Below are 13947 nucleotides of genomic sequence, written 5' to 3'. Positions count from 1 at the left end.
ACATTCGAGAGAGAGATTACAGCGGCAGACAAACGAGATGCTGACCAAGAGTGTGCGATTCCTGCAATCACTCTACTATCGAACGACATCCAATTCGTGAGAGTGGAGAATGCATCGACTCAGGGATTGAACTGTCCAACGACAGAAAGCAGTGAATAGAATTCCGAATAAAATGGGCACTCTCCCGCGATGCAGGCAGTGTCTAAAACCCCCACACTACGGCACCAGCACGTGCAGCTCCCATGGCGACGAGATTTACGGGTCACAGACCAGCAGATCCGCCCACCGCCACTGTCGCTGCGGTCGCCGAGGCCATAGAACCGAACTTCTGGAGGTCATGAGATACACACGACCTGAGCAACAGATAGCACAAGTGCAACCATTCCCGGCCTACACTGCCTCACGCCGCCGCTCGTACTCCTCACGCTCTACGGCCCACTTGTACGCACTGCCGGGCGTCGGGTCCCCAAGCCACTGCAGAAATCGCTCGGTCTCCGCGAAGGGCAATGCCAGCCGTCGATCCCACACCATAACTTCGTAGCCTTGCTCGGCAAGCGCCTGCTCGCACGCCTGTCGCTTCCCATCGTCGGTGATCGTCTAGGTGGCCCGTGGCTGCGTCGAGTCCCCCGGCCACACTCCGACTGCGACCCCACGCCGTGGGCCTGCGCAAAATAGGCCCGCCTAACGCCGCGAGGGTAGCCGATCCGACTGACTACTTTGCCGGTGAACTCTAGCTTGGTCGGTTTGTTGAAGTAGGACAAGACGTTATTGATAAGATAGAAGACACACTTGAGGATGGGGTTGATGAAATAGGGGATATAATAAATATGGGATAGGATTTCGTCCTCCAATAATACTATTCAGTAATTAGAAATTCCGCTCATTCAATAGTATGACAACATACCAAGTTTCGTGGTCGAATATAGCTGCCTATTCCTTTTTTTCGCTAATGATGGCTGGTCTGGTGTATGTTGGTGAGGCAGCTTTGGCAATGCTATATATTTCGGCAATAGCCATTGGATTAGTCTTGCGCGTTATTATTATAAAATATATGCAATGATCAGAGATTCGTCTTCAAAAACCAGCGTCTTAGATCCGAATAATATACTCAAAAATAAATCCAGAACAACCGCTTCAGCCTAAGCAACGGCCCCGGATGTTTATGAATCTGTGTGTACACTGTACATACATGACGACCCGGGTCAACTTTCGATTGCCTGATGACCTCGTGGAGAAGGCGGATGTCGCGGCTGCAGCAACGCACAAAAACCGGACAGAGATCGTCGTTGCGGCGCTGGAGGACTACTTAGATGAGATGGAGGATCAAGAGGCATTCAAGCAGACCGTCGTCGACCTCTATCTAGATGATGAGATCGGGTTTGAGTCTCTGAAGCAGGTTATCGGCCGGCAAGATGCCGAATCCGTCCGCGCCTCGAAGACCCTGCTCGCACAGGGCGAGGAGATGGCCGACGATCTCGCGCAACTGTAGTGAGCACTGTATGATTGTCGCGGATACAGCTGCCCTTATCTCACTCACGTCGGTCGACCTGCTTGAGACGCTGCTCACCGAATTCGAGGTTGCGACTACAGAGACAGTGATCGACGAACTCGACGCGACCAGTGACTACGACGACACCCACGGTCGTGCTGCACAGGCTGTGGTCGACAATACAGCGCAGATCACTGTCCGAGAGGTTGACGGCACGCTTTCCTCATCTCGGATTGACGAAGGTGAAGGGAGTTGTGCGCTTCTGTGCAACGATCTTGACGCAGCGTTCCTCATTACTGATGATTTCCGTGCCTTGCCCGAACTGCAGACTGCCGTCGACGCACAGGTCGCTATTTCGCCTATTGTTCTCAAAGCACTGGTAACTCGGCAGGTCCTGGATAGACAGACGGCTCTAGAGAAGCTTGACCACCTCGCCCAACAACGTTCCTGGCTTGGACAGCCGATCTATCGGCGGGCACAGAACTTATTTGAAGAAGAGTAATTTGCATGGGTTGCGGTGATTTCTGGACTGAACCGCTGACGAACCGCGACCCCGCGCCGGGACCTGGTAGGACAGACCCCATGATGGCGCGAGTATGTACCTGTTGCTGACGAGCGATTGGTATGTAAACCCCCCTTGGACTCCCGGAGTGGGGAGTCGCTAACCAACACACGATGGCAGTAGCGGCCACCTGTTGGTTAGTCAGAACCCGTTATTCCATCAGTACAGAGGATAGGCCTATTATCTACCAATCACGGAGACCGACCTCGTCTACTGTGTGAAGAACTCCACATCGAAGTTAGGCCCCAAGCTGATTATCAGAGACTCACTTGCCTCGCCTGTAGGATTCCATTGAGTGGTGCGTGGGTCGCTCTGTTGCTCCGTCTCGACGGACTCGAACGTGACTGTCACCTCGTATTCACCGGGAGGAACGACATCGGTGAGCGTCGAACGATAGGAAGATGTTGGTGGTTGTCTGGTTCGCGTCTGATAGACGGTTTGCGGGTCCGAAAGTAGTCCTCCCTCGCTCTGAATAGAAATATCTGTCCACACTTCCTGGCCGGTCTGATTAGCAATCTGGATGTTGTCACTCTCAGATGGAGAAAGCGAACACCCAGAGAGAGGGACAATCCCAGCAGCAGCGATGATAACGGACCGCCGTTTCATTACGAGCAGTTACTCGGCTGGGGGCTAAGTGAGTATTCGTTCCGGCCCACGTGTAACTGACTCGCTGATCAATTCGCACGCTTATTGAATAGGCATTTCACCTCTACAACTGAATAAAGAAACCGTATTGGCAACTACTGGTAACAGCGTTTTACTGGGATAGCAAAACGCTAAAATCGAATCAGATAGCGCGGTCCACAAGTTCGTGGACCCAGTCAGGAGCGTCGAGGTCAGCTGCAACGCCGTGCTCCCACGCCGCAACGACCTCGTAGCCGCCTGTTCGCTCTATTTCGAGCCGCCAGCGGCGCGTGTCGTCCTCTGCCTTGGGTTCGACTTCGAACTCTGCTGTGTCGTCGCCGGTTGCACCGAGATACTGGACGGCGAGTTCAGACCTATCCTATAGTTCTACCGTCTGGGACTCTGCTACGGCCATATACAACCGAATACGGAAGACTGGCTATTAAAACGGGCTTGGACTTCCGGAGTGGAAATTCGCTAACCAACACGCGGTGATGAGAGCGGGGCATGTTGGTTAGTCAGAAGCTGCGATGATTAGCTCATCAAATTCTTCAAGAAATGCTATCTGTATTTTGTTTAAATAATATATTATTCATCTGGACCCGCCCAATATCCGAGTGTAGCGCTGGTATCGCTATTGGGGGGCTCATAAACTACGTATAATTCTTGCCGATTCAAACTTGTCACGTCTCTATCCGCATCGTCGTCTGCGTCTTGTTGGATTGTAACCACGGTAACACTAGTTCCTGCAGACACCTTTTTCGGGGCCCCCATCTCTTCAAATGTCCATGTTGACCTGTAATTAAACCCTCCAAGGTTGCCATTATCTTTGATATATTTGATTCCATCACCGTATGTGCGAACTGCGAGACTGTTGCTATCTATAGTGTCTCCTGCGTCATGCGTTATCGTTACTTTATCAGCTGTATAGGAGTCATAATCTGTATTATACTCGACGTTGTCTTCTAAATCAAAACTGAACGTCGCTTGTGGGGCGACACTTGTGGTTGTATCTCCAATAACAAAGACAGATGTTGCGATTACAGCGGCTAGAATCACAGTTATCGCGACCATCAAAATCACGCTGATAACTGGACTCACTGCATTCTCGTCTACATAGACGCGACTAATATTCATGCAATTAGGCATAGTTGAATGTAGTTACTCTTTTTGATACTATTGAAAGCTGTGTCGCAACTCAGACACTTTATGTAGAAAATAATATATTAATAAAGCTTGAGACGCACGCTTGTCAAATGTCACTTCACGCTCTCCTTTGCTCGTAAGAGCGTGTGATATCAATTCGCTACAGAATCGGCACCCGCAAGTCAAGCGGCGACGAGAGTGACAAGTCACAGAACACGACGCGTGGACGCTCGACGCCGTCCTTCGAGACACTGAGGGAGTGCCACCCGAAGTCCTGCGTGAGCTGGCGCTTGCGGACCTGACGCTGCAGCCGACGCCCTCGCAGGCCGGGCATCAACACCTCGTTGCGACGGCCTGAGTTGGGTAGCGATACCTCTACCTTTTTGCCGAATTGCGTGCGTGTTTTGCATGGGTTGCGGTGGTTCCTGAGCTTACCCGCTGACGGACCGTGACCCCGTGCCGGGACATAGTGAGGCAGGTCAGACAAATGATTCTTCGATAGTCTTACTATTTGTAGCGTTTGCATTTCAGAAAAACAAGCTACTCTTTACTCCTCGCGTCCTCTGATGACGGATTTATTTGGGAACGTACAAGCCAATATGAACCGGCAACTCCTGATATTATGGAGGATAATATACCAAATCCAGGACCATTCTTTGACACAGTCTCACTTGCTGAGGTCTCAGAACCTGAGGGAGCCTGTTGAGACACTGTCTCTGGCTGTCGAGATTCTACCTCTGTCTGTGAATCCACAGTAACAGTCTTAGACGCCGAACCAACATTTCCATTATCGGAGATAGCTATTAAGCTTATGTTGTGATCACCAGTTTCATCAAGTGATAAGCTGATATTTGTCTTATTAGAGCTTATATTCTTTCCATCTAATCGCCACTCATAAACTGTACTATTCGCATTAGAATCAGCCGCACTTGCGTTGACTGTCATCCCTCCGCCCCGGGTTTTCGATGATTTGTTTAATTTAATAGTGGGGTCTGGTACTACTATCTTTCTTGTGTCGTAATCTTTCCCATCACTCATTTTATGTATCATATTCTTATAGTCGAGAAAGCATATCCCATTTTCATCAGCTAATAATTCAGACACTGGATGGTAATCTAAGTCAAGCGAATAGATTTTATTACCAGTGTTTCGTTCCAGTGCAATTATTTTATTATCTATATTTTCCAGATAACTAGAACTGGTTCTTTGATCAAAATCAACAAAACGGTTTACTACTGCGGTACTAGTAAATATGGCATTAGATGTAACAGTAAGCGGCGCTGTGACCCAATTACCGATCTTCGTTTCCCACTCAATATTTCCGCTTGACTTGTCTATTTTTAATACTGAAGATGTGTGTGATTCTTGATCAGCATACCCAGTTGCTGTTGCTGTGATATAAATAGAGTCAGCTGTTAACGCGGGCCTCGCCACGGAAACGCGAGGAAGGCCAATATTCAAAGACTTTAGATAATCGACCTCTCCCGTCCGTTTATTTATTCGGTAATACCGTGGCTCTAAGAAGTCATGAACTCCATATACGTATCTCTCATCAAGTGCTGGTGGCCCCATGTTCCTGTGATGAGCATCAGAATCAATGGTTGTACACCAGTCCAGATTACCATCAAGCGTTATTTTTGCCACCTCAGATCCACCAAAAGTAAAGAACAGTCCATCTGAGTCGGCAGCAGGCGTCAGGCCAAGATTATTTACATTTCGATATAATTCTGGATTGTCGGTTATCTCCCACTTGACCTCTCCCGTTTCGTTGTCAACAGCAATAATCTGATGTCGTTTAAGCTCTTCCTGAGACTTGCCAATATTATGATGGCCAGCTACTGCGTATGTCGTGCCATCAACCGATACGGGTGGGTGTTCTGGCTCTCCCTTGAATGAAGTGCGCCAAGCCTTCTGGCCAGTTTCTAAGTCTATTCCGTAAATATACCCACCCTCATAATCAAAATTTAGATTCTCACTGGTGAATTTAGTCGTATTCTTAGGCTGTAGGCCAACCACTATTCCATCAGAGACGGCAACACCACCGTCGAATGGCTGTGGAAACTCAGAAAACTCCCACTTTTTGTTCCCGGTCTTGCGATCTATGGCAACCACTCCACCTGTAGCACTATGTGGTATCTCGTAAGTATCTTCTAAATTATTTAATGGGCCAGTATACAATATAGTAGATTTAGTCATAACAAGACGCCTGACTTTCAGGTCCCACCACGGAATTTCGTCATCAAATGCAATATTATGGATGTCGCCAAGGTCCTGTAGAGTATTGATTGTCGTATGAGATGCCCCAGCGCTCGCAGTTGGGGTGGTTTTAGTGTATCCAACGTTACGTGAACTTCCTCCAAATTGTGCCCACCCAGTTGGTGAGGATTCAGATGAGCTCAGACCTGCACCAGTTACTGGCGTAATAGCAAGGCCCGCACCAGTGGAAAGAACTTCTCTTCGTTTCATGAAGTCACGAAGAACCAGATATTTAATAAATATTTTGCTGAATGTCCCTACTCTCTCAAATAATTTAATAATAGCTAGTTTGTGGCCTTCTATCCTTCGATCCCAAGCACAGCGGTGGCCGCTCAAGTAACCCCTTTTAATAACACTTTACTCACACATAACGCTAATTTACATACTAGTTGTTCCGAATTTCGGGGGATATTTTTTACATGCCAATCAAGCTGACCAGCCAGCGGCGCAAAGAGGCACGAGGGCTGGATAAAGGTCGGGTGCCAGGCCCTAGTAATGGTGCTCCACCCTCCGTCCTCTTCAGGGTCGTTCCCTGTCTCAGTCGGGTACTTTCTCCGGGTCGACTTCGTGAATCGCGTGGAGCAGCTCTTCGCCGGTCCATCTCTGAGCGATATCAATACCGACTTGAATCGATGTGGGAGTGATGTCGAATCTACGACCAAACAGTCCGAGGCCTGCACTGGGATTGAACCCTCTGCCAGCTTGACGAGCGAGATGCCGTTACAGCCCTTCTAAACCCAATTCTCTTGACTCGGGCAGGGGGAAGTATGAAGTGGCGCGGGGCCCCGCGCTAGTGGCGGTATCGCGCGACACCGAACAGTGTCAGCGTGATCACCCCGCAGCAACGTCGGTGTCACCGCTGTTGAGAGTAATCTCGGCGTCAATCGCGTCGAAGCGAACAATCGGCCGTTTTGAGCGGCCCGACTGCTCGAACTCGATAACGTTCAGTGCCTCTAGTTCGGTCAGGTTTCGATGCACGTCCTTGAAATCTCGCTCAACGAGGTCAGCTGCCACACGCATGCTCTCCGGCTCGTGCTCCCGAATCACTCGCATCAATTCGAGGTTGGTCGGACTAAGCAGGCGCTGCAGGTCAGCTTCATCGTCGAGGACGAGGACATGCCGGTCTTCAATGTCGTCACCACGCTCCATTGCTCGGAGTCGATCACGCGTTTCCTGTCTCGTCTGTTCCCCATCGCCTACGCGGACGGTGAGGGTGGTCTTGTCTGTCATTTTTTGAACCCCATCTAGATGGCACCCTGAGACTCAGTCACTACGGTGGGAGTTGGTTGATCTCTCTCCGGAACCGGTCGAACAAGTCGATGATCCCCGGAAATTCGATTTCCGTCACGTCGTCGCCAACGTGACGTTCGTGGCCGTGCGGCCGTTCGTGTGCATTATCGTATCGGAGTAGCGTCTCGCCGTCAGTCGTTCCGTAGTGCATCGTGTAGTCGTACCCACACGGCTACTGCTCAGCATCCGTTCGGCGAATGCGGACGTGCTCGACGTACCCGTCTGTTTCCCGGGTGTACTCTTCGACCGTCTCGTAGGGTGCCATCTACATGTGATGGGTCACCGCCCATCACTGTAAACGTATGGAGCTGCCCCCATCAAAGCAGGACCCGACCCGCCGGCGTCGTTACCACGCCCGACGTCCAGATGCAACTCTCACAAGTGGGACTCGGGTACGATCTCCAGAGAATTGATGATTTTGAGTAGCGCCATTATGCTGTGATTTCTACAGCGGCTTGTCTGCAGTCTCAATGTAGCAGGCAGCTCCCCACAGTGTCGGCACCGCTGTCACAACAATAGCCAGTTCACGCTGATTCGCAGGCCCGGATCACAATTTCTGGGTCATCAACAAGTTGGTTGACCGTATGTGCACCCTTTCCTTTCCCACGTCCCTTACGCTCCTGTTCAATCAGCGAGAGAAACGCGAGTTCGGAGAGGAGGTCACGGACACGTCGCATCTTGAGTGGATCAACACCAACGTCCTCGCACAAGCGTTTGTACGCTGGATAGACGGTTTTGGTCGACACTACAGGATTCTCGCCCGAGGTATCTTGCACCTGTAGCGCGAGTGCCTGGAGGAGGTACTTTGAGTGATCTGGTTGCTTTGCAATCAATTCAGAGAGTCTAGCCTGCTCTTCGCGTTCGTGAGCTTCGTCGACATATTTCTCTCGAACGGTGTCGTCGTCATGCTCATCGGCTATCTCTCCAGCGTATCGTAGAATATCGATAGCCTTCCGCGCATCTCCGTGTTCCTTTGCTGCAAGGGCAGCTACTTTCGGGATAACGCCTTGATCTAGAACCCCCTCACGAAACGCATCAGAGCGCGATTTCAGAATTTCCCGAAGTTGGTTGGCATCATACGGCGGAAAGACGAAATCACGCTCTGACAAACTCGACTTGACCCGCTCGTTGAGGGAATCTTTATATCGAATCTTGTTGCTGATACCAACTACACCCAAGGTGCTCTCTGTTACCTTCCCGGCTTCGGCAGCTCGCGATAGTTGCATCAGGACATTATCTCCTTCCAGCTTATCGATTTCATCCAAGATGACAATTCCGACGTCCAACCGCTCATCGAGGATATCCCAGAGGCGACGATAATAATCCGACGTACTGACGCCTGTATGTGGGACAGTTATACCAGTCTCTTCAGGGGCATTGAGCGATTGGGCGATTGTGCGAACTGTCTGTGTCTCAGTTGATTCCTGAAAGCAGTCTACGTAGGCGACGCCAATTTTCACACCGTTTTCAGCAGCTGCTTCTGTGAGATCGCGAGTGATATATTTGGAACAGAGACTTTTTCCAGTTCCTGTTTTCCCATAGATTAGTACGTTGTTGGGAGTGTCACCTCGCTGGGCGTCTTTAATCGCGCTTGCGAGCTTTTGGAGTTCGGTGTCACGACCGATGATTCGATCACCCTCCGGCAAATGACTGACTCTGAGAAGTTCCTTGTCAGCGAAAATGGGGTCCGGGTTGCCGAAAAAAGACTCTGAGTCGCTCATATCACCATGCTCTCAGGGTAGCCACATTAACTTAACCCACCGGATTGCCGCTGTATAGCCGGTGAAGAGGACTATCCAATATCGAAAACTGCCCACTCAGCCCCTCTTAATCGGTATGGCTGGATTAGACACCCCTCATTGCCGCTGTAAAGTTAGAAGGTGTGCGATCTCCCCCACCCCTCGTTGCCGCTGTAAAGAGTGAACAGAGTCTCCAAGTGAAAGACAACTCAATAGCGGACAACGGAGCGTCTGGAGTTACTTAGGGAAACTTTTGGTAAATGGGACTGCAACCAGTGTTTCGCGTTTTTGACGCTAAAGCGTCGTCACTCCAGCCTGCTAAAGTGCAGTATGGTAACAAAGTGCATGAGGGGTTATAAATCTAGGCCATTCATTCTTCCTCAGTGAAAAGTTCCGCTGGTTCTATCCGATTCCCCAGGTAGAATCGATCAGCAGGTGGTCTAGTAAACTCTTACAGCGGCAATGAGGGGTGTGTGGCGTGGGGCAAGTCTTGGATTTGCCACGAGGCAAGACCGTCGGTATTCAGTCTGTTGCCACCCAGGATGTCATTGACATCCTCCTCCGTCTGAAGAACAGTAATTTGCATGGGTTGCGGTGGTTCCTGAATCCAAACTGACTGACCGCGACCCCGCTTGTACCTTGGGGGCGTAGGTTGTATACAAAACAGTGGATATTCATGCTGTGTTGAATAGCGATGCTGGTCGGGACAGTAGAAATTTGAGTCGACTTGTCAGAGGCTGGTGCCGATGGTCTCAAAATCGGTGTCGTCTCACCGTGGTCCAGGGGGCGCTATTCAACACAGCACTGTAAAACACTCCCTTGACTGCCGTCCAGACTGACTTCTCACGATAGCTGCCGCGGTAAAAATAGTCTGTAGCCGTTTGCCAACCCTCGCTTAGAAAGACGATACCAGCTCCAGTGAGTGGCCACATCGGTGTGTTGGCTGTCTCTGCTGCGGCAACAATCGGGCCAGCGACCACCCCACCGAATCCAGCCCACACTACGCCGAGTAAGAAAATGATAATGACCTGTCCAGGAATGGTTCCGAGATAGATTGCAACCTCAGTTCTAGGAACTGGGATCTGCCACTCTCTCCAGCTACCGCTCTTGGATGTTGCATTCTCGTCACCATCTTCAAAGAACCCACTCGATAGAATAATATGTAATATCGGCCACTGGGAACTGTTGAACGGCTCACGATCGGTTTCCTCGCTGGGGAGTTTCCCGGCAAACGTGGCTCGTACAACGGCCCAGAGCATAGTCACGCCGAGCTCAAGCCAGTAGAACACCAACAGTGCTACCGCCGAGGTTCCGAAGAAAAGCAACCCGGCTACGAGCACACCATTGGCTAGAAATATAGAGACTAATTTTGCATCAGGCAGCGATGATCCAAGACTCATTTCGTTGCCCGATAGCAAGGAGCGCTATCCCGAACAAGTAACCGCGGGCTGGTTGGTCGTTGCCATTTGATCATACTCGTCGAATGCGTGATATCGAAGACTAGCCCAATAGAGTTGCCCGTCGTATTGGACGAGCCATGAGCCAGCCTGGTCAGTTGCCGAGACTGCTGTGTGGTCGTGGAACCGATCAAGAACTGACCGGAACGCCGCATCACTGGTGTTCTCCGCACGGTATGTCTCGTCGGTCGCCTCGGTTACGACAGCTCGTGTATCCGAATCCAGCCCGTTCAGTTCGAACGCATACGTGTCACGGAGACACGCAGAGTACGGACCAACACCGTTCGCGACTGGCACAGGCCGGTACCGGTACACTGTCAGGGGCTGGGACTCGCTCGACACGATATCAAGCTGAATCAGTGTGCCATCATACCTGACTGCGTCATACTGCCCGCTAGCAATCACTGACCGATTCAATTCAGCAGAAGAATATGTCTGTTGATATTTAATCGTTTCAGGTGGGGTTTCGTCCTCATCGGAACTGGCGTCTGACAAGGCGGATACAGGGGGCAGAAGCGCCCTTTGGTCAATTAGCGGGAGATCATGGTGGTTAACGACAGACTGGTCGTTCTGGTCGGTCTCATTGCCAGTCCAATTTAGACGGTAGGTCACTTCTCGGCCGGTCGTTGTGTTGACCGCAGTGTACGACAGAGTATAGAACCGACTATTAGCTCGGTATACCGTCTCGTTAGCACTATACGGTGGTTCCGTCGCAGTGACTGTAGTTGAATTGTTTTTGAATGACTGACGCATGATCTGCCCTCGATCTAAGTCCCCTGGATATTCCTCATCCATAGAGACATTCGTGCTGGCCTTATCAGCTAATTCCGTATCGTTCACTGGGTCCATTGAGAGCGAACCAGCGGGCTGTCCACAACCGGCGAGCGCAACAAGACAGAGTATTGCGGCGGTGATAACAACCGGTCGCGCTTGCACGTCGATCATGCTAGTTGGCTGGAGCTGTGATACTGATAGTCACCAAACCCTACGAGTGGGAAAAAGAGGACGTCAAGGAATGCGAGTCCAAGCCCGAACCCAATACCTCTTCCAAACGCCCGAGCCACTCCAGCGTGGATCTTGTACACTGCATAGAGGTTGACAACCGGGACAAACGTCAGCAGCAGCCACCACCACGCTTGCTCTCCGATCTGGAGCATCACGTAGAGGTTGTAAATCGGGATAATTGCCTTCCACCCTGCGTGGCCGGATTTACTGAACACTGCCCACATCCCAGCGGTTCGGACTGCGATGAGTACGAACAGAAATAGCAGTACTACTGCGGAGCCCACTGGAGCACCGATGATGTCGCTACTCTGGAGGGGGGCTTGCAATTCAAGCGGGACCATATTGTCGCCGCAGTGTTGAATGGTGAAAAGGTTAACTATTCTACCCTTACACTTGCCTGATTAGTATTCAGAGACCAGTCATGCTGAGATGGACCTCTCTTAACGACGCCGTTCTCAGTAGTGAATTGCTGCGGGTGGGTGCGTTGGAATTGACGCTGTCGCCGGTACCGTCACTGAAATCAAGAGAGAGCGTCCGATAGAGAATTATTGGCTTCGCTAATCCGGATACGTATGCGTATACGGATTCATATATGGATACTAGAACTGTTCGCTGGCATGACGAGCATTGGCGTCTCGGGCTGTCTCAACCACTTCTGGTGCTGCCTCCTGAATCCCAAGCCGTACTGCGAGACGGAGTAGTTCGCTTCGGTCAGTCATGGCTTCGTCATCATCACGGCCGAGTTCCTCTTTCAGGGACGTGCCGACATCATCGAGGCTACCAGTTTCTTCGAGTCCTCGGATGAGTGCAGTAAGCTGTTCGTCACGAACCGAGAGAGTTTTCGAGATGTCACCGCGCTCTACCTCACCGAGTAGCGTGACAATAGCATCCTCCAACCTATCTGTCCCGTCGCCGGCGCTTTCTGCTTCTGCCCGTGTTCCCACATCAGTCTGCTTTCGCAACTCCTCTAGTTCGTCATCAGCTCCTGTCATTCTTCGGCCCCCAGTCGGTCTACAAGTACCCCTGCATTGGTTTCGTATGCTTCGATCGCCCGGTCTGCTGTCTTTGAACGCCGGTCAAGTGCAAATAGTGTCCCACCGTTCATCTGTGCGTTCTGCACATCCTGTGACGATGGTATCTGTGTCGGCGCAAGTGCGTCTGGATATTCTGTCTGGAACTCTTCTAGATAGGTTTTCCCTGCTTTCGTTCGCTCGTCAACCTCGTTCAGCAGCACCATCATAAGCTCGATTGAGACTCCCTGTTCATCACGAATTGTCTCCAGATCCCGACGCAACTGTTCCGCTTGTCCAGCCTCGAATGGGCCAGGACGAACAGGGGCGACAACATGACCAGCTGCCCACAAACCGTTGTATGCGATGTTCGACGTACTCCCCGGTAAATCTAATAGAATCACATCGTAGTCATCGGCTACATACCCCGTGAGAAATTCATCGAGGCGACTGTATCGCTCTGCTGCATCGTCGATGTTGCCGAGCGTTGCGTCGAGCCCATCGAGACTCTCATGGGCGGGAATGAGGTCTGGTCCTTCCCCGGTCGGCATGATGAGATCCGCAACTGGTGTGGGAAGTTTCTCAGCAATCTTCTTCCATTGGTCTTGAAACACGGTCGTGATATTCGGCCAGCGGTCCTCGCCAGCTTGGACTTCCTCCCAGAGACCGAAGTGCTTAGCGAGGTCGCCCTGCTTGCCGGCGAGGTCAAGTAGGAGGACATCGTATCCTTGCTGGTCAAGAGCCACACCGAGGTGGGCTGTTGCGGTCGTCTTTCCGACGCCACCCTTGTCAAGAAATGTGGCTGCTCTGAATGCTGAGTCTGCCATATACGCCAACGTATACGTATATGGATACGTAAAGATACGTCAGACACGCCTGCTACTGTTTTCGCCAAAGCCACCAGTTGAAGAATACACCTCATGGGACCCATTGCACGACGGCTCGACAGTAGTTGAGACTGGCGCTCTCAATGCATACGCCTCACACCCTGTTTTGCTCAGTACGTCAGAGTCGGTCGAGCGGCTTGCTGATTATTTTGAAGACTCTGTTCGCCCAGTAGAATCGATTCCCTTCTTTCTCGCTGAGTTCTTCAAGTATCCTGTCATCTTTGAACTGCGTAATCAGCCGGTTCGCTGTACTGTCTTTCGATAAATCGGACACCAATCGTACGCTGAGTGGCCAGCGCATGATTCGACGTTACTCTACGATAGGAGTGCGGTTGGTGGCCTTGAGTGAGATCTGTGGTCGAGCCGAAACTAGGTCCACAAAAGGATACGCTACCGATTATCAGCCCTTGCGTCAGCTTCCCCATTCACCGAGCGATACACTCCGAGCCCCAACAGGATGATCCCAGCGAGCCCAGCTATGT

General features: G+C 51.1%; 14 protein-coding genes and 1 pseudogene. 3 read left to right on the top strand and 12 right to left on the bottom strand.

From position 1 onward, the window contains the following. Positions 1–390 precede the first annotated feature (390 nt). Positions 391–531: a hypothetical protein gene (locus tag IEY38_RS21500; RefSeq protein ID WP_229775412.1), complete on the bottom strand. Its 141-nt coding sequence runs from the start codon at positions 529–531 to the stop codon at positions 391–393. A 658-nt stretch (positions 532–1189) separates the two neighbouring features. Between IEY38_RS21500 and IEY38_RS20625 the strand changes: the two genes are divergently transcribed. Beyond that, the gene (locus tag IEY38_RS20625) at positions 1190–1489 is read left to right on the top strand and encodes a ribbon-helix-helix protein, CopG family (protein ID WP_188980870.1); all 300 of its coding nucleotides are present in this window, start codon (positions 1190–1192) and stop codon (positions 1487–1489) included. A 10-nt stretch (positions 1490–1499) separates the two neighbouring features. Continuing rightward, positions 1500–1991, top strand: coding sequence for a hypothetical protein (locus IEY38_RS20620; RefSeq protein WP_188980862.1), 492 nt, complete (start codon positions 1500–1502; stop codon positions 1989–1991). A gap of 270 nt (positions 1992–2261) precedes the next feature. Here the strand turns inward: IEY38_RS20620 and IEY38_RS20615 are convergent, their stop codons facing one another. Continuing rightward, positions 2262–2657 (bottom strand): hypothetical protein, encoded by a 396-nt coding sequence (locus IEY38_RS20615; protein ID WP_188980860.1) that lies wholly within the window; start codon positions 2655–2657, stop codon positions 2262–2264. 244 nt (positions 2658–2901) lie between these two features. Between IEY38_RS20615 and IEY38_RS20610 the strand changes: the two genes are divergently transcribed. Then, the gene (locus tag IEY38_RS20610; RefSeq protein WP_188980858.1) at positions 2902–3060 is read left to right on the top strand and encodes a hypothetical protein; all 159 of its coding nucleotides are present in this window, start codon (positions 2902–2904) and stop codon (positions 3058–3060) included. 203 nt (positions 3061–3263) lie between these two features. Here IEY38_RS20610 and IEY38_RS20605 read toward each other — a convergent pair whose 3' ends face one another. The 10 genes and pseudogenes from IEY38_RS20605 to IEY38_RS20560 all read right to left on the bottom strand — a co-directional run bounded on the left by IEY38_RS20605 (position 3264) and on the right by IEY38_RS20560 (position 13405). Next, entirely contained in the window at positions 3264–3776 is a 513-nt protein-coding gene (locus IEY38_RS20605) for a type IV pilin (RefSeq protein ID WP_229775411.1), read from the bottom strand. Between the two features lie 205 nt (positions 3777–3981). Then, complete coding sequence (locus IEY38_RS20600) at positions 3982–4155, bottom strand: hypothetical protein (protein ID WP_188980854.1); 174 nt, start codon at positions 4153–4155, stop codon at positions 3982–3984. Positions 4156–4361: 206 nt separating this feature from the next. Then, complete coding sequence (locus IEY38_RS20595; protein ID WP_188980852.1) at positions 4362–6287, bottom strand: PQQ-binding-like beta-propeller repeat protein; 1926 nt, start codon at positions 6285–6287, stop codon at positions 4362–4364. Positions 6288–6908: 621 nt separating this feature from the next. Next, entirely contained in the window at positions 6909–7307 is a 399-nt protein-coding gene (locus IEY38_RS20590) for an HVO_A0114 family putative DNA-binding protein (RefSeq protein WP_188980850.1), read from the bottom strand. Between the two features lie 40 nt (positions 7308–7347). After that, positions 7348–7524 (bottom strand): annotated as a pseudogene (locus IEY38_RS21805) (toxin-antitoxin system TumE family protein); the annotation flags it as partial. A 367-nt stretch (positions 7525–7891) separates the two neighbouring features. Then, on the bottom strand, positions 7892–9088 hold the full coding sequence (locus IEY38_RS20580) for a Cdc6/Cdc18 family protein (RefSeq protein ID WP_188980848.1): 1197 nt from the start codon (positions 9086–9088) through the stop codon (positions 7892–7894). A gap of 770 nt (positions 9089–9858) precedes the next feature. Further along, positions 9859–10506: a DUF6498-containing protein gene (locus IEY38_RS20575; RefSeq protein WP_188980846.1), complete on the bottom strand. Its 648-nt coding sequence runs from the start codon at positions 10504–10506 to the stop codon at positions 9859–9861. A 998-nt stretch (positions 10507–11504) separates the two neighbouring features. Then, entirely contained in the window at positions 11505–11909 is a 405-nt protein-coding gene (locus IEY38_RS20570; RefSeq protein WP_188980844.1) for a DUF5684 domain-containing protein, read from the bottom strand. 258 nt (positions 11910–12167) lie between these two features. Continuing rightward, entirely contained in the window at positions 12168–12560 is a 393-nt protein-coding gene (locus tag IEY38_RS20565; protein ID WP_188980842.1) for a hypothetical protein, read from the bottom strand. Beyond that, a complete protein-coding gene (locus IEY38_RS20560) occupies positions 12557–13405 on the bottom strand; it encodes a ParA family protein (protein ID WP_188980839.1) in 849 nt (282 codons plus the stop codon). Before IEY38_RS20560 ends, IEY38_RS20565 begins: the two co-directional genes overlap by 4 nt. Between the last annotated feature and the right edge of the window lie 542 nt (positions 13406–13947).

The organism is Haloarcula sebkhae (genome assembly GCF_014647415.1).
In the GTDB taxonomy this organism is placed as follows: Archaea; Halobacteriota; Halobacteria; order Halobacteriales; family Haloarculaceae; genus Haloarcula; species Haloarcula sebkhae.
This window is presented reverse-complemented; position numbering and strand designations above follow the sequence as displayed.